General features: G+C 61.0%; 14 protein-coding genes. 9 read left to right on the top strand and 5 right to left on the bottom strand.

What is annotated here, in order from left to right; genetic code table 11:
- Positions 1–48: 48 nt before the first annotated feature.
- The gene (locus AC1ROI_RS20565; RefSeq protein WP_010461205.1) at positions 49–597 is read left to right on the top strand and encodes an RNA polymerase factor sigma-70; all 549 of its coding nucleotides are present in this window, start codon (positions 49–51) and stop codon (positions 595–597) included.
- Positions 598–754: 157 nt separating this feature from the next.
- Here AC1ROI_RS20565 and AC1ROI_RS20560 read toward each other — a convergent pair whose 3' ends face one another.
- The 3 genes from AC1ROI_RS20560 to AC1ROI_RS20550 all read right to left on the bottom strand — a co-directional run bounded on the left by AC1ROI_RS20560 (position 755) and on the right by AC1ROI_RS20550 (position 3,382).
- The gene (locus AC1ROI_RS20560) at positions 755–1,768 is read right to left on the bottom strand and encodes a GNAT family N-acetyltransferase (protein ID WP_102593930.1); all 1,014 of its coding nucleotides are present in this window, start codon (positions 1,766–1,768) and stop codon (positions 755–757) included.
- Between the two features lie 100 nt (positions 1,769–1,868).
- Entirely contained in the window at positions 1,869–2,663 is a 795-nt protein-coding gene (locus AC1ROI_RS20555) for a substrate-binding periplasmic protein (protein WP_172792463.1), read from the bottom strand.
- A 95-nt stretch (positions 2,664–2,758) separates the two neighbouring features.
- A complete protein-coding gene (locus tag AC1ROI_RS20550) occupies positions 2,759–3,382 on the bottom strand; it encodes a TetR/AcrR family transcriptional regulator (protein WP_010461210.1) in 624 nt (207 codons plus the stop codon).
- A 178-nt stretch (positions 3,383–3,560) separates the two neighbouring features.
- Here AC1ROI_RS20550 and AC1ROI_RS20545 point away from each other — a divergent pair, with 178 nt between their 5' ends.
- From AC1ROI_RS20545 to ppnP, 8 genes are all read left to right on the top strand, one after another.
- The gene (locus tag AC1ROI_RS20545; RefSeq protein ID WP_102593931.1) at positions 3,561–5,363 is read left to right on the top strand and encodes an acyclic terpene utilization AtuA family protein; all 1,803 of its coding nucleotides are present in this window, start codon (positions 3,561–3,563) and stop codon (positions 5,361–5,363) included.
- Positions 5,364–5,375: 12 nt separating this feature from the next.
- Positions 5,376–6,245, top strand: coding sequence for an SDR family oxidoreductase (locus AC1ROI_RS20540; protein ID WP_102593932.1), 870 nt, complete (start codon positions 5,376–5,378; stop codon positions 6,243–6,245).
- Positions 6,246–6,248: 3 nt separating this feature from the next.
- Positions 6,249–7,865 (top strand): geranyl-CoA carboxylase subunit beta, encoded by a 1,617-nt coding sequence (gene atuC, locus AC1ROI_RS20535; protein WP_010461216.1) that lies wholly within the window; start codon positions 6,249–6,251, stop codon positions 7,863–7,865.
- A gap of 26 nt (positions 7,866–7,891) precedes the next feature.
- Entirely contained in the window at positions 7,892–9,049 is a 1,158-nt protein-coding gene (gene atuD / locus AC1ROI_RS20530; RefSeq protein WP_077747899.1) for a citronellyl-CoA dehydrogenase, read from the top strand.
- Positions 9,046–9,843 carry an enoyl-CoA hydratase/isomerase family protein gene (locus AC1ROI_RS20525; protein ID WP_083374690.1) on the top strand — a complete coding sequence of 266 codons (798 nt, stop codon included), beginning with the start codon at positions 9,046–9,048 and terminating at the stop codon, positions 9,841–9,843. The genes atuD and AC1ROI_RS20525 overlap by 4 nt, the downstream gene beginning before the upstream one ends.
- Positions 9,844–9,976: 133 nt before the next feature.
- The gene (locus tag AC1ROI_RS20520; protein ID WP_102593934.1) at positions 9,977–11,938 is read left to right on the top strand and encodes an acetyl/propionyl/methylcrotonyl-CoA carboxylase subunit alpha; all 1,962 of its coding nucleotides are present in this window, start codon (positions 9,977–9,979) and stop codon (positions 11,936–11,938) included.
- 71 nt (positions 11,939–12,009) lie between these two features.
- Complete coding sequence (locus AC1ROI_RS20515) at positions 12,010–12,558, top strand: 3'-5' exonuclease (RefSeq protein WP_010461227.1); 549 nt, start codon at positions 12,010–12,012, stop codon at positions 12,556–12,558.
- A gap of 61 nt (positions 12,559–12,619) precedes the next feature.
- On the top strand, positions 12,620–12,904 hold the full coding sequence (ppnP, locus tag AC1ROI_RS20510; RefSeq protein ID WP_102593935.1) for a pyrimidine/purine nucleoside phosphorylase: 285 nt from the start codon (positions 12,620–12,622) through the stop codon (positions 12,902–12,904).
- A gap of 72 nt (positions 12,905–12,976) precedes the next feature.
- Here ppnP and AC1ROI_RS20505 read toward each other — a convergent pair whose 3' ends face one another.
- Both AC1ROI_RS20505 and AC1ROI_RS20500 read right to left on the bottom strand, forming a co-directional pair.
- Positions 12,977–13,783 carry an MOSC domain-containing protein gene (locus AC1ROI_RS20505; RefSeq protein WP_102593936.1) on the bottom strand — a complete coding sequence of 269 codons (807 nt, stop codon included), beginning with the start codon at positions 13,781–13,783 and terminating at the stop codon, positions 12,977–12,979.
- 198 nt (positions 13,784–13,981) lie between these two features.
- Positions 13,982–14,917 (bottom strand): chemotaxis protein CheV, encoded by a 936-nt coding sequence (locus AC1ROI_RS20500; protein ID WP_010461233.1) that lies wholly within the window; start codon positions 14,915–14,917, stop codon positions 13,982–13,984.
- Between the last annotated feature and the right edge of the window lie 389 nt (positions 14,918–15,306).

The raw sequence follows: 15,306 nt of genomic DNA, 5'->3' as shown, positions 1-15,306 counted from the left end.
GGCCACCCCCCGCCGCCCCACCAACCTATTGGCAGCAAGGTGATTTCCATGACGGAACAAGTATCCACAAGCAGGTGCGATTCACCGCTACTTCAGGCCTTTGTCGACAACCGACTGATTCTGGTCAAGATTGCAGCGCGGATTACCGGTTGCCGGTCGCGTGCTGAAGACGTGGTCCAGGATGCGTTTTTCCGGCTGCAATCGGCGCCGCAAATCACGTCATCCTTCAAGGCTCAGCTCAGTTATCTGTTCCAGATCGTGCGCAACCTGGCGATCGACCACTATCGCAAGCAGGCGCTGGAGCAGAAATACTCCGGGCCGGAAGAGGAAGGTCTGAACGTGGTGATTCAGGGCGCTTCGCCGGAAACCTCGCACATCAATTTCTCGACCCTGGAAAACATCGCCGATGCGCTGACGGAGCTGCCCAGCCGTACCCGTTACGCCTTCGAGATGTACCGCCTGCACGGCGTGCCGCAAAAGGACATCGCCAAGGAACTCGGCGTCTCGCCGACACTGGTGAACTTCATGATTCGCGATGCGCTGGTGCACTGCCGCAAGGTGTCGGGCAATCGTGTGGATACCTTTGCCCGTCGCTAAAAGCTCAAAGTTTGCGGTGACCCCGATCGCGAGCAGGCTCACTCCTACATTGGATCTTTGGTGTTCACCGATTGTGTGTTCACTGGAGATTCAATGTGGGAGCGAGCCTGCTCGCGATGGGGCACTCAAGGTCAGTGCAGACCTTGAGCCATCAGCATCACGCCAACTTGCACCGATCAAAAAACCGCTCCCGCCCCAGCATCATCAACGCCGCGCGCTTGTGCGGAAAGTCGAACTCCTTCTCACAGTGGTAACCCTGATCCTGCATGTACTTGATCATCTTCCCGTTGTCGGCGCGAGGCTCGGCGACGACTCGCTGGGTGCGCGGATCGTCGAGAAACAGGTAGTGCGTCAACGCCGATAACCAGCTCGCCACCTTGTGCGGGCCACGGTGATTTTCTTCACCCACCAGCATGTGGATACCACGGTCGTAATCGCCGGTGTCATAGAACGGCGCGATGCGATCTTCCTTGGCCCAGTAGGCTTCGAAATAGGCAAACGGCTGATCATCGAAACAACCGATCAGGGTCAGGGTGTGAGGATCGGCTTCGAGTTTGCTCAGGTACTCGCGGTGCTGCTCGAGGCTGCCCTCCTCCTGCCAGAAACTCGCGACCCGCGGGCTGTTCTGCCAGCGATTGAAACGCCCCAGGTCCAGATCGATATCCAGCGTGCGCAGGGAAATCCAGCCACCGAGCCGCGCATCGAAGCGCCGATAGACTTCACCGCGTGGTTTTAGCGGGCGCAGCGGATGACGCTTGCCGCCACTGATGACCATTTGCTGCGGATAAGTGTCGGCCTGCGCCTGGCTGAGCCACGGCTGGGGCAACTGCCAGAACAGCGTGCGTTCGCAACGGTATTGGCCGGCGGTGTCGGCGGGAATCAGCAAACCGCTCGCCAAGGCGTCGGCAGGCGATTGCTGCAGTTGAAACGTCAGGTGCTGGCACGCCGGGTCACGGGCAAACAGCCAATAGCAGGTGGCCCAGAGCGCCTGACTTTCAGGCGTGTCGAAACGCTTTTCGACCTGCACCTGCACATCGGGCTCGCGGGTCAGGCGCAGCTCGATCAGCGGCTGCCCTTCCAGGCTGAGGTGCAGGCGACTCTGGGTTTCATCAGCTACAAGACGGCTTGCGTTGGGCAAGGCCAGGGCAGTCAGGTCATTCAGATTGGGCATGGGTCGGGCTCACGATAATCGTCGACAGTTCAACCCTGTGACGTGAGCCGGGGCAGGAAATTTAAGTGAAGTCGCGAATTGGCGCGACCTGCGGTGTCATTCAGGGCTTGGGCACCGCCACCACTGCAATCTTGTATGGATCGAAAATCTTCAGCATCTGCCCATTGTCCCGCAACCCTTGCAGCAACTTGCCGAACGCCTCGCCGCTGATGGGCGCGGACGGACGCAGGATCGCGTAGTGGTGATACACCTGATCGACGCGCTGCGACACCAGCAGCTGATCGGCCACGAGCTCGTTGCGCAGCAGGTAATCGCTCAGGTAGGAACGCGTCACCAAGGCAATGTCTGCCCTCCCGCGCAGCACCATCAGCAGGTTGCTGTCATGGGAATAGGTCAGCGTGGCGTCGTAGTTCTGCGCGAGGAATTTCGGGTCGGCATTGAAGTTGGCGAACTCGTAGTGATAGCCGCTGAACAGCGCCAGACGCTTGCCGGTGAGGTCGGCAAAATAACTTTGCTGGCGCTCGGGCTCACGTTGCGCGACGAAAATCTCGGCGTCTTCAAGCCCCATGTCGACGCTGACGTGGGGAATGTCCTTCCAGCCCCAGTCCGGGTTCTCGAAAATGGCCATGTCGACCCGACCTTGCTTGAAATCTCCGAATCGCCGCGGAATCGAAGTCGGCACCAGGACGAACTGATAGTCGCTCTGCGATTGATTCAAGGCTTCTACCAATTGCGGCAGCAGGCCAGTGTCGGCACCGGATTCCGGGCGCACGGTATAAGGCGGGAAATGTGCGGCACCGACACGCACCAGTTGTGCAGCCTGGGACGGCAATACCCAAACCGCCGCGAGCGACGCCAGCAAAAGCCGCGTGGCCGTCCTAATTGGCGAAGACATCAAAACAACCCACTCCCCAAAAAATACCCATCAATGCATTCAAGCTAGGCGGTTTCGGCCACTTAGCCAGTTTCCTGCTGGCTCATGACACCTTATTACTTCTCTTCGAGCACAAGAATCAATGCTTCATCGGCCAATTGATCGAGGCTCATGCTGCCGCCGGCACGAAACCAGGTGGTTGTCCAGGACAACGCCCCCGTCAGAAAACGACGCGTGATGAACACATCGCCGCGGATAAAACCGGCGTCCTTGGCTTCACCCAGCACCTGCAGCCAAAGCGCTTCGTAAATATCGCGCAGCGCCAGCACCTGCGCCTGACCGTCTTCGGACAGCGAACGCCATTCGTACACCAACACCGCCATGGCCTCGCCGCTGCCGCCCATGATCGACTGCAATTCGCAGCGAATCAGCGCCAGCACCCGCTCGCGTACATTGCCGGCCTCGGCCAGGGCGGCGTGCATCAACGCCGTGTTGTAGCGGATGGTCTCTTCCATCACCGCGCGCAGGATCTCGTCCTTGCTTTTGAAGTGATGAAAAATGCTGCCCGACTGAATGCCCACGGCGCCAGCCAGATCGCGCACCGTGGTGCGTTCATACCCTTTGTTACGGAACAGGTGAGCCGCCACTTGCAGCAGTTTGCCGCGGGCGCTGTCGGGGTCGGTCAATTGGCCGCTGTCGACCAATTCGCGCATCACCCCCAGGGCTTTTTGCTCGTCCACCCATTCTCTCCTACAGTCGATCAATCAAATGCGCCGCCCGCCGCTAAAACAGCGGGGTTGCGCGGGCAATTTAAGCTGGCGACGACAACCAAGCAAGCGCTCGGGCAGAAGATATTTCAGTCGTTTACAAACCAAGCGCTTGCTTGGTAGTCTCGATGCACTTCTATCGGAGGTGGTTATGGAAAGGACTGCGCCAGAAACGATTCGCATCGGATGCGCCAGCGCGTTCTGGGGCGATACCTCAACCGCTGCTGCGCAACTGGTGCACGGTGGGCGTCTGGACTATCTGGTCTTCGACTATTTGGCAGAAATCACGATGTCGATCATGGCCGGCGCACGGATGAAAGATCCGCAGGCGGGCTATGCGGGCGACTTCATCGAAGTCCTCAGTCCATTGCTTGGGCATCTCGCCGAACAAAACATCCGCGTCATCAGCAATGCCGGCGGGGTCAATCCACAGGCCTGCGCCGCTGCCTTGCAAGCGGCATGTGACAAGGCCGGGGTGGCACTGAAAATCGCCGTGTTGCTGGGCGACGACCTGCAACCGCAGTTCAAACAGCTGAGCAGCCGTGGCCTGCATGAAATGTTCAGCGGCGCGCCCTTGCCGCCGATGTGCGTCTCGACCAACGCCTACCTCGGCGCACCGGGCATTGTCGAAGCCCTTCGATTGGGTGCCGACATCGTCATTACCGGACGCGTCGTCGACAGCGCGGTCGTCAGTGCCGCGCTGGTCCATGAATTCGGCTGGTCCTGGCACGACTACGACAAACTGGCCCAGGCCGCATTGGCCGGGCACATCATCGAATGTGGCGCCCAGTGCACCGGCGGCAATTTCACCGATTGGCGCGATGTGCCCGATTACGAACACATTGGCTTCCCCATCGTCGAAGTCAGCGCCGACAGCCAGTTCATCGTCAGCAAACCCGAGGGCTCAGGCGGCCTGGTCACGCCGTTGACCGTCGGCGAACAAATGCTCTATGAAATCGGCAACCCCCAGGCCTACCTGCTGCCTGACGTGGTCTGCGATTTCACCCAGGTCAAACTTGTGCAACAAGGTAAAAACGCAGTTCAGGTGCATGGCGCCAAAGGCTTGCCGCCTACCGATCAATACAAGGTCAGCGCGACTTACCCGGACGGTTTCCGCTGCACCGCCAGTTGCCTGATCGCCGGGATCGATGCCGTGGCCAAGGCCGAACGGGTCGGCCAGGCGATCATCAACAAGACCTCGGAGATCTTCAGCCAGCGCGGCTGGGCGCCCTACAGCGAAGTGAACATCGAACTCCTGGGCAGCGAGGCCACTTACGGTGCCCACGGCCAACGCCAGGACAGCCGCGAAGTGGTGATCAAACTCGCGGTGCGCCATCCGAACAAACAGGCATTGATCGTGTTCTCCCGAGAAATCGCCCAGGCCGCCACCGGCATGGCGCCGGGACTGACCGGGATTGTCGGTGGACGGCCGACGGTGTATCCGCTGATCCGGCTGTTCTCGTTCCTCATCGACAAAACCGCCTGCACGCTGGAAATTGATCTGCAGGGCCAACGCCACCCGTGCGCCCTGCCCGCCGTCGATGTGCTCGACCCGGATGACTTGCCCGTTCCGTTCGACCCGCCGCAACCCACAGGCCGCGCCGATGCCAGCGTGGCCCTGATCAAACTCGCCGTCGCGCGCTCCGGCGACAAGGGTAATCACAGCAACATCGGCGTCATGGCCCGGGAAGCCGAGTATCTGCCATGGATCGCCGAAGCCCTGACGCCCGAGGTGATGGTCGACTGGATGAGCCATGTCCTTGACCCGATCCACGGACGTGTCGAGCGTTGGTATTTGCCCGGCACCCACAGTTTCAATTTTCTCCTGGAGAACGCCCTCGGCGGCGGTGGCGTGGCCAGCCTGCGAATCGATCCGCAAGGCAAAGCCTTCGCCCAGCAGTTGCTGGACATCCAGATTCCGGTGCCCCAGGGCATCGCCGACCAGGTCAACTAGAGGACGGTCGCCATGGCCTACGATTCGATTTTCAAAGCCGGTTTGTTTGCAGGCCAAACCATCATCGTCACCGGTGGCGGCAGCGGCATCGGCCGGTGCACCGCCCATGAGCTGGCAGCACTTGGCGCCCATGTGCTGCTGGTCGGGCGCAAGGCCGACAAGTTGAAAAACGTCGCCGTCGAGATTGCCGAAGACGGCGGCAAGGCGGACTGGGCCACCTGCGACATTCGTGAAGAAGAAGCGGTCAGGCATCTGGTCAGCGAGTTGATCCGCCAGCACGGCCCGATCCACGGATTGGTCAACAATGCCGGAGGCCAATACCCGTCGCCCCTGGCCTCGATCAATCAGAAGGGTTTCGAAACCGTGATGCGCACCAACCTGGTGGGCGGTTTCCTGATGGCCCGGGAAGTGTTCAACCAATCCATGAGCAAACACGGCGGCGCCATCGTCAACATGCTCGCCGACATGTGGGGCGGCATGCCCGGCATGGGCCACTCGGGCGCAGCGCGCTCGGGCATGGACAACCTCACCAAGACTGCCGCCTTCGAATGGGGTTATGCCGGGGTGCGGGTCAACGCGGTGGCGCCGGGTTGGGTGGCATCGAGCGGTATGGACACCTACGAAGGTGCGTTCAAAGCGGTGATTCCAACCTTGCGCGAGCACGTGCCGCTCAAGCGCATCGGCACGGAGTCCGAAGTCAGCGCGGCGATTGTTTTCCTGCTCAGCCCGGCCGCCGCGTTCATCAGCGGCAGTACGCTGCGCATCGACGGCGCCGCGAGTCTCGGCGGTCGGGCGTGGCCGATTCACAAGGCGACGAACAGTGAGTCGTACAACGGTTTTCACCGCGCCTACCTTCCTGATGTGCTCAAGGACAAGGAATAAACCATGCCGGTGATTCAGTCCCAGGTAGACCCGTTCAGCGAACAGTTCGCCCAGAACCGCACGGCCATGCTGGTCGGCATCGAGCAGGTCCGCCAGCTCGAACAAAACCTGCTGAACAAGGCGGCCGAAGCCAAGCCAAAATTCGACAAACGCGGCCAGTTGCTGCCCCGTGAACGCCTCAATCTGCTGCTCGACCCTGGTGCGCCGTTCCTCGAACTGGCGAGCCTGGCCGGCTACAAACTGCACGACGACAAGGACGGCAGCTCGGCCGGCGGCGGCTTGATCGCCGGGATCGGCTACGTGTCCGGCGTGCGGGTGCTGGTGGTGGCGAATAACAGTGCGATCAAGGGCGGGACCATTTCCCCCAGCGGTCTGAAAAAGTCCCTGCGCCTGCAACAGATCGCCATGGAAAACAAACTGCCGGTGATCACCCTCGCCGAGAGCGGCGGCGCCAATCTCAATTACGCGGCGGAGATTTTCGTCGAAGGCGCGCGCAGCTTTGCCAATCAGGCGCGGATGTCGGCCATGGGGCTGCCGCAGATTACCGTGGTCCACGGCTCGGCCACAGCGGGCGGGGCTTATCAGCCGGGGCTCTCGGATTATGTGGTGGTGGTGCGCGGCAAGGCGAAGCTGTTTCTGGCCGGCCCGCCGCTGCTCAAGGCCGCCACCGGAGAAGTCGCCACCGATGAAGAACTGGGCGGCGCCGAGATGCACGCACAAACCGCCGGCACCGCCGAATACCTGGCCGAGAACGATGCCGATGGCGTGCGCCAGGTGCGCGAGATTGTCAGTCTGCTGTCGTGGAATTCACGGCTGCCGGTAGCGCCCGCCCGGTACTGGGAAGACCCGCTCTACCCGATCGACGAGTTGCTCGGGCTGATTCCCGACGATCCGAAAAAGCCCTATGACGTGCGCGAAATCATCGCGCGGATTGCCGACGGTTCGAGCTTCCTCGAGTTCAAGGGTGAGTTCGATCAGCAGACCCTCTGCGGCCATTTGCACATTCAGGGCCGCGCCTGCGGATTCATCGGCAACAACGGCCCGATCACGCCCAAGGGGGCGAGCAAGGCGGCGCAATTCATTCAGCTGTGTGACCAGAGCCGGACGCCGCTGCTGTTTTTCCACAACACCACCGGGTTCATGGTCGGCACCGAGTCGGAACAGCAAGGCGTGATCAAGCACGGCGCGAAGATGATTCAAGCGGTGGCCAACGCCCGGGTGCCTAAACTGACCATCGTCGTCGGCGGCTCCTACGGCGCCGGCAACTACGCGATGTGCGGCCGCGGCCTCGACCCGCGTTTCATCTTCGCCTGGCCCAACAGCCGCACCGCCGTCATGGGTGGTGCCCAGGCCGGCAAGGTGCTGCGCATCGTCACCGAGGCCAAACAACTCAAGGACGGCCTGGTGCCGGACCCCAAAATGCTCGACATGCTGGAACAGGTGACCGCGCAGAAACTCGACAGCCAGTCCACCGCGCTGTATGGCAGCGCCAACCTGTGGGACGACGGGCTGATCGACCCGCGGGATACCCGGACCTTGCTCGGTTACTTGCTGGACATCTGTCATGAGGCCGAAGTGCGGCCACTGCAAACCAACAGTTTTGGCGTCGCGAGATTCTGATCGCGGATCACAGGAGAACAATAAAAATGATCTTCACCCAGGAACACGAAGCACTGCGTCGCACGGTCCGCCAATTCGTCGATCACGAGATCAATCCCCACGTCGAAGAATGGGAAAAGGCCGGGCGCTTTCCCATCCAGGAGATTTTCCGCAAGGCCGGCGACCTCGGCTTGCTGGGGATTTCCAAACCGGAAAAATTCGGTGGGATGGGACTCGACTACAGCTATTCGATCGTGGCGGCCGAAGAGTTCGGCACGATTCATTGTGGCGGGATTCCGATGTCCATTGGCGTGCAGACCGACATGTGCACGCCCGCCCTCGCCCGCTTCGGCTCCGATGAATTGCGCGAAGAATTCCTCCGTCCCGCGATTACCGGTGAACAGGTCGGTTGCATTGGCGTCTCCGAAGTCGGTGCCGGTTCCGACGTCGCCGGATTGAAAACCAGCGCCCGCAAGGACGGCGACGACTACGTGATCAACGGCAGCAAAATGTGGATCACCAACTCGCCGAGCGCCGACTTCATCTGCCTGCTCGCCAACACCTCCGACGACAAACCGCACGTCAACAAATCGCTGATCATGGTGCCGATGAACACCCCGGGCATCAGCCTCAGTTCGCACTTGGACAAGCTCGGCATGCGCAGTTCGGAAACCGCTCAGGTGTTTTTCGACAACGTGCGCGTGCCGCAACGCAACCGCATCGGCCATGAAGGCGCGGGCTTCATGATGCAGATGCTGCAATTCCAGGAAGAACGCCTGTTCGGCGCGGCGAACATGATCAAGGGCCTGGAATACTGCGTCGACAGCACCATCGAGTACTGCAAAGAGCGCAAGACCTTCGGCAGCGCGCTGATCGACAATCAGGTCATTCACTTTCGCCTGGCCGAACTGCAAACCGAAATCGAATGCTTGCGAGCGCTGGTCTATCAGGCCACCGAGCAGTACATCAAAGGCCAGGACGTCACGCGCCTGGCGTCGATGGCCAAACTCAAGGCCGGTCGCCTGGGTCGCGAAGTCAGCGACAGCTGCCTGCAATATTGGGGGGGCATGGGCTTCATGTGGGACAACCCGGTGGCCCGCGCTTACCGTGACGTGCGGCTGGTGTCGATCGGCGGTGGGGCCGACGAAATCATGCTGGGCATCATCTGCAAACTGATGGGCATCCTGCCGGGGAAAAAGAAATGAGCGCCCTGCCGGTTTGCCAGACCTTGCTGCTCGAATCCCATAACGGCGTGCTGCACATCACCCTCAACCGCCCGGAAAGCCGCAACGCCATGAGCTTGCAGATGGTTGCCGAACTGCGTGCGGTGCTCGCCGCGGTGCGTGACGATCAATCCGTTCGTGCGCTGGTGATCGGCGGTGCCGGCGGGCATTTTTGTGCCGGCGGCGACATCAAGGACATGGCCAATGCCCGGGCTCAAGGCCCGGACGCCTATCGCGATTTGAACCGAGCGTTCGGCGCGCTGCTGCAAGAGGTGCAACACGCGCCGCAAGTGGTCATCACGGTGCTGCAAGGCGCGGTGCTCGGCGGCGGACTGGGACTCGCCTGCGTCAGCGATGTCGCGCTGGCCGATCACTTGGCGCAGTTCGGTCTGCCGGAAACCAGTCTCGGTCTGTTGCCCGCGCAGATCGCGCCGTTTGTGGTGCAGCGCATCGGTTTGACCCAGGCGCGTCGACTGGCACTGACGGCCGCACGCTTCGATGGCACCCAGGCACGGCGCATGGGCTTGGTACATTTCGTCGAGCATGACGCGCAAGCCTTGGCCGAACGCCTCGATGAAATTCTGGCCCATGTGTTGTGCTGCGCGCCGGGGGCGAATGCCACGACCAAAAAACTGTTGTTGGCGAGTGCGGGGCAGCCTTCGGACGCGTTGCTGGATGAAGCGGCCGGGTGGTTCAGCGAAGCGGTGACCGGGGCTGAAGGGGTCGAGGGGACGATGGCCTTCGTGCAAAAACGTAAACCGGGGTGGGCCCTCTAAAAGCTTCGCGGGCAAGCCTCGCGCCTACAGGTTTTGTGCCGAGCCCAATCCCGCGGCAATCGCTGTACCTGTAGGAGCGAGGCTTGCCTGCGAAGAGGCCATCACATTCACCGCAATAACAAGGGAACAACCCATGCCCGGACTCAGCAAAATCCTCATCGCCAACCGCGGTGAAATCGCCTGCCGCATCCAGCGCACCGCCCACGCCCTGGGCTACCGCACCGTCGCCGTATTCAGCGATGCCGACGCCGACGCCCTGCACGTCCAAATGGCCGACGAAGCGGTCAACATCGGCCCGGCCCCGGTGCAGCAGTCCTACCTGAACATCCCGGCGATCATCGACGCCGCCCGGCGCAGCGGTGCCGACGCGATCCACCCCGGCTACGGCTTCCTCTCGGAAAATGCCGAATTCGCCCTCGCCTGCCAAAACGCCGGCATCACCTTCATTGGCCCGAGCCCCGAAGCAATCGAATTGATGGGCAGCAAGCGCCTGTCAAAACTCGCCATGCTCGCGGCCGGCGTGCCCTGCATCAAAGGCTATCAGAGCGCCGAACAGGACGATGCGACCCTGAGCCGCGAAGCCGCACGCATCGGCTATCCGCTGATGATCAAGGCCAGCGCCGGCGGCGGCGGACGCGGTATGCGCCTGGTGCACAGCGCCGACGATTTGCTGGAACAGCTGCGAACCGCGCGCTCCGAAGCCCTGCACGGGTTCGGCAGCGACGAACTGATTCTCGAACAAGCGCTGATCGATCCGCGCCATGTCGAAATCCAGGTGTTCGGCGACCAGCACGGCAACCTGATCTACCTCGGCGAACGCGACTGTTCGATCCAGCGTCGCCACCAGAAAGTCATCGAAGAAGCACCCTGCCCGGTGATGACCACCGAGTTGCGCCAGGCCATGGGCGAAGCGGCGTTGAAGGCTGGGCGCGCGGTGAATTACGTGGGCGCCGGCACCGTTGAGTTTTTGCTGGACGCGCGCGGGCAGTTCTACTTTCTGGAGATGAACACCCGGCTGCAAGTGGAACACCCGGTGACCGAATTGATCACCGACCTTGATCTGGTGGCCTGGCAGCTGCACGTCGCCGAGGGCCTGCCGCTGCCGTTGAGCCAGGAAGAAGTGCAGCTCAACGGGCATGCCATGGAAGTGCGTTTGTACGCCGAAGATCCGGCCCAGGGCTTTTTGCCACAAACCGGGCGAGTCGAGGCGTGGGAGCTGGCGTTGCAAGACGGTGTGCGGATCGATCACGGTTTGATCGAAGGCCAGAACATCAGCCCGTTCTACGATCCGCTGCTGGGCAAGATCATTGCCCACGGAGCCACCCGTGAAGAAGCGCGGCGCAAACTGCTGCGGGCGGTGCAGGACAGCGTGTTGCTGGGCGTGCAAAGCAATCAGCGCTTGCTCGCCAGCCTGCTGCAACACCCGCAGTTCATCAGCGGCGAGTTCAGCACCGGGTTTATCCCGAGCTGTTTCGCCGACCATCCTTGTCTGCATCCGAAGGTGCCGAGCGCCGAAGAACTGGCCATTGCGGCGGCGTTGTTCTATCACGCCTCGGCGCAGGCTCACCGCGCCCCGCTGGCCGGTTGGCGAAACAACGCCAGCGTGCCCCTGCATCTTCGAATCGGCCTGGAGGATCAGGACTGGCCAGTGGAACTGAACGCAGCGCCTGACTCACCGTACCGCTTGCAAGTCGGCAGCCGAACCCTCGAATTGAAGGTCATTCAGTGCGACGGGCACTGGGCAACCCTGATGATCGACGGCATCCGCCAACGCCATGCCTACCGCCTCGCGGGCGGTCAACTCTGGCTGTTCACCCGCCCCGGCAGCCTGCGTCTGGTCGATCGGACCCAAGCCTTGGTCAGCAGCCAGGCCAGTGTCAGCTCCGGCACCCTCAAGGCACCCATGGACGGGGCGATCGTCGACGTACTGGTCAGCGAGGGCAGCCCGGTCAGCAAAGGTCAACTGCTGGTGGTGCTCGAAGCGATGAAAATGGAGCACCCGCTCAAATCAGGGATCGACGGCGTGCTTAAACGCTTGAAGGTGCGAGTCGGCGATCAGGTCAAGAATCGTCAAATTTTGTTGGAGGTCGAATAAGCCGCTAGGCGGATCCGCCGGCTTTGGCTACGCTCAAGCCCTATCAGGACGCGGATACCAGGAACCCTGCGATGCCTCACTGGCTGGTGATCGATCTGGAAGCCACCACCGATGACGGTGGCTGGCCAGTTACGGAAATGGAAATCATCGAAATCGGAGCCACCCTGGTGGACCGAAAAGGGCGCGAGGTGGATTGTTTCCAGTGCTTCGTTCGGCCACTGCGTCGGCCTTTGCTGACGCCGTTTTGCCGGGAGCTGACGCACATCACTCAGGCCAACGTCGACGCAGCGCAGACGCTGAGTGAGGTCTGGCCGTCATTCGAGCAATGGCTCGTGCGCCATCAATCGGAGCTGGAGGGCTGGGCCAGTTGGGGCGATTACGATCGCAAGCAACTGCTTCAGGAATGGCAGCGACTGCATCTGTGCAGCGTGCTTGAGAAAGTGCCGCACATGAATCTCAAACAGCGCTTTGCCAAGGCCCGGCGCCTGGAACGCCCGCTGGGGCTCAACGGCGCGCTGCAACTGGCGGGCATGCAGTTCAATGGCCAACAGCATCGGGCGCTGGAAGATGCGCGCAATACGGCGCGCCTGTTGCCACAGGTTCTCCCGCCAGAGAGGTGACGGCGTTCATGGCCTTGTGCATACTGGCCGGCCCTTTTTAGCCCTTTTCGAGGAATCGCCCATGTTTAAAGTCAACGAGTACTTCGACGGCACCGTCAAGTCGATCGCCTTTGGCACCGCTGAAGGTCCTGCGACCATCGGCGTCATGGCTCCGGGCGAATACGAATTCGGCACCAGCCAGCGTGAAATCATGCACGTGGTGACCGGTGCCCTCACCGTCAAACTGCCTGACAGCATCGATTGGGAAACCTTCGCCGCCGGCAGCCAGTTCAACGTGCCCGCCAACAGCAAGTTCCAGCTGAAAGTGGCCGTCGACACCGCTTACCTGTGCGAATACCGCGGCTAAACCCCCGGGTTTTCACAACGACAAAGAAATGCCCGGGCCCCTTGGGACCCGGGCATTTTTCATTTCGTGTGTTTATTCCAGGATCGTCACTGGCATGCCGACTTCAAGTTGACCATTGCTGTCGTTGACCAGGTTCTGCCCGAACATTGCACCGTCCGCCTGGGAACGGTATTTCTGCAACGTGGCCAGAGGCTCGCGATCACTGCTGCGCTCACCGGTTTGCGGGTCGATGGTGGTCAGGATGCAGCGCGAACAGGGCTTGACCACGCGGAACTCAACATCCCCGATGCGAATACGCTTCCAGTTGTCCTCGGCAAACGCCTCGCTGCCCTCGATCACCAGGTTTGGTCGAAAGCGCAGCATTTCCAGCGGGCGCCCGACATTTTTCGAGAGGTCTTCCAGGGACGCCTGCCCGATCAGCAACAGCGGGAAGCCATCGGCGAACGCCACTTGATCGTCATTCCGGCCATAGCCCGCTTGTGTGGTGCGCGCGCGATCCAGAGGAATTTGCACCAGGCGCGTCGGCTTTCCAATGAACTCACTGACCCAGGCGCCGGCTTCATCGCCGGCATCGGGCACGCGCAGGCTGTCTTTGAAGATCGTCACGCCCCGCAGTTCAGCCCCGCTACCCGGCAAGGCAATATCGATTGCCGGACGCCCGGGTGCACTGAGGGTCAAGCCGCCGTCAGCATTCCATAACGCCGACAGCTGGCTCATCTTCCCCACCGTGCGCTGGGTCAGGAAGCGCCCATTGGCCTCGTCCACGAGCATCCAGCGTCGGTCACCGTCCAGCCCCAGTTTGTCGAGACAAATCTGCTCCAGGGCCTCGGCCTTGCCGGATTTCAACGGATAACGGTAAAGCGCGCTCAGACGCAACATGGCCAGCTCCCTGGTGGGCAAAAAATGCCACCCTATACGAGCTTGGTCGCCGAATCAAAGGCAGAAAACCGATCTCTGTTTACCTTTTGGGTCGGGCCTGTTCGCGAAGGCGATGTATCAGCCAATATCAATGTTGACATTGATGGCCTCTTCGCGAGCAGGCTCGCTACAGGTAGATCGTGTGCAGCCTAAATCGTGTCAGGCCGGCACTTCGTCGAGCATCAGGCGCTGGCGCACCACGTCGACGAGTTTGTCCGGCTGGAACTTGGAGAGGAAATTGTCGCAGCCGACCTTCTTGACCATAGAGTCGTTGAAACTGCCTGACAGCGACGTATGCAGCACCACGTACAGGCCACGCAAGCGCGGGTCGTTGCGGATTTCGGTGGTCAGGCGATAGCCGTCCATTTCCGGCATTTCGGCGTCGGTAAAGACCATCAGCAGTTTGTCGGTCATCGACACGCCCGTATCGGCCCAGGCCTTGAGCATGTTCAGCGCCTTCAAGCCGTCGCTGGCGATGTGCATCTTCACGCCCAACTGGCCCAGGGTGTCGCGCAGTTGCGACAGGGCAACGTTGGAGTCATCCACCAACAGCACTTCACGACCACGGGCGCGCTCCAGCACCGGGTCGTCGAGTTTCTCGCGCGAGACCTTGGCGTTGTACGGCACGATTTCGGCCAGAACTTTTTCGACGTCGATGATTTCCACCAACTGATCGTCGACCTTGCTGATGGCGGTCAGGTAATGCTGGCGGCCGGCGCTGGCCGGCGGCGGCAGAATGGCTTCCCAGTTCATGTTGACGATGCGGTCTACGCCGCCAACCAGGAACGCCTGCACTGAACGGTTGTACTCGGTGACGATGATCGTACTGGTAGGGCCAGGCACCAGCGGACGCATGCCGATGGCCTGGGACAGGTCAATCACCGGCAACGTCTGCCCACGCAAGTTGACCACGCCGCAGACAAACGGATGGCGCTGGGGCATTAGGGTCAGCTTCGGCAGTTGCAACACTTCCTGCACTTTAAAAACGTTGATCGCGAACAATTGCCGACCGGCCAGCCGGAACATGAGAATTTCCAGGCGATTCTCACCCACCAGTTGTGTGCGTTGGTCTACCGTGTCGAGAATGCCGGCCATTAATGACTCCTGGGCTTGTTCTGATGAATTCACTAAAGAGGGTTATCGGCAGTTTTGGCCAGACCTTGACCCTGAGACAAAATGCCATGACCGGGCATTGATGTCACATTAACATCATGCTTTACTGGCGCAGCGATTTCATCTGCTTCATCCCCTGCGGCGCGACCTCGGTTTGCACGTTAGGTTCCCCTGTGTAAGGGATTCCCCTAGTAACAATCAGGCCCAACCTGATATTCGCAATATCCAATAGCCATTAATGTGACGCCATTCTCATTGCATGAACGGAGTCAGGCTTTTGTGTGCGATCGCAGGTAAGTGGCCATCCACCCTCTCGAGTTCCCCAGCCTGCGCCCAGGCCAGCCGGAGCGCGATCTCATGCCGGCACGGCA

It is taken from the genome of Pseudomonas sp. GW823-FHT02C02, assembly GCF_058797635.1.
Note: the sequence above shows the minus strand (reverse complement) of the source record. Positions and strands in the feature narration are given on the sequence as shown.

Bases quoted from the DNA above. Each gene is read 5' to 3' on its own strand.
- AC1ROI_RS20565 (WP_010461205.1), top strand. From the start codon at position 49: ATGACGGAACAAGTATCCACAAGCAGGTGCGATTCACCGCTACTTCAG.
- AC1ROI_RS20560 (WP_102593930.1), bottom strand. From the start codon at position 1,768: ATGCCCAATCTGAATGACCTGACTGCCCTGGCCTTGCCCAACGCAAGC.
- AC1ROI_RS20555 (WP_172792463.1), bottom strand. From the start codon at position 2,663: ATGTCTTCGCCAATTAGGACGGCCACGCGGCTTTTGCTGGCGTCGCTC.
- AC1ROI_RS20545 (WP_102593931.1), top strand. From the start codon at position 3,561: ATGGAAAGGACTGCGCCAGAAACGATTCGCATCGGATGCGCCAGCGCG.
- AC1ROI_RS20540 (WP_102593932.1), top strand. From the start codon at position 5,376: ATGGCCTACGATTCGATTTTCAAAGCCGGTTTGTTTGCAGGCCAAACC.
- atuC (WP_010461216.1), top strand. From the start codon at position 6,249: ATGCCGGTGATTCAGTCCCAGGTAGACCCGTTCAGCGAACAGTTCGCC.
- atuD (WP_077747899.1), top strand. From the start codon at position 7,892: ATGATCTTCACCCAGGAACACGAAGCACTGCGTCGCACGGTCCGCCAA.
- AC1ROI_RS20525 (WP_083374690.1), top strand. From the start codon at position 9,046: ATGAGCGCCCTGCCGGTTTGCCAGACCTTGCTGCTCGAATCCCATAAC.
- AC1ROI_RS20520 (WP_102593934.1), top strand. From the start codon at position 9,977: ATGCCCGGACTCAGCAAAATCCTCATCGCCAACCGCGGTGAAATCGCC.
- AC1ROI_RS20515 (WP_010461227.1), top strand. From the start codon at position 12,010: ATGCCTCACTGGCTGGTGATCGATCTGGAAGCCACCACCGATGACGGT.
- ppnP (WP_102593935.1), top strand. From the start codon at position 12,620: ATGTTTAAAGTCAACGAGTACTTCGACGGCACCGTCAAGTCGATCGCC.
- AC1ROI_RS20505 (WP_102593936.1), bottom strand. From the start codon at position 13,783: ATGTTGCGTCTGAGCGCGCTTTACCGTTATCCGTTGAAATCCGGCAAG.
- AC1ROI_RS20500 (WP_010461233.1), bottom strand. From the start codon at position 14,917: ATGGCCGGCATTCTCGACACGGTAGACCAACGCACACAACTGGTGGGT.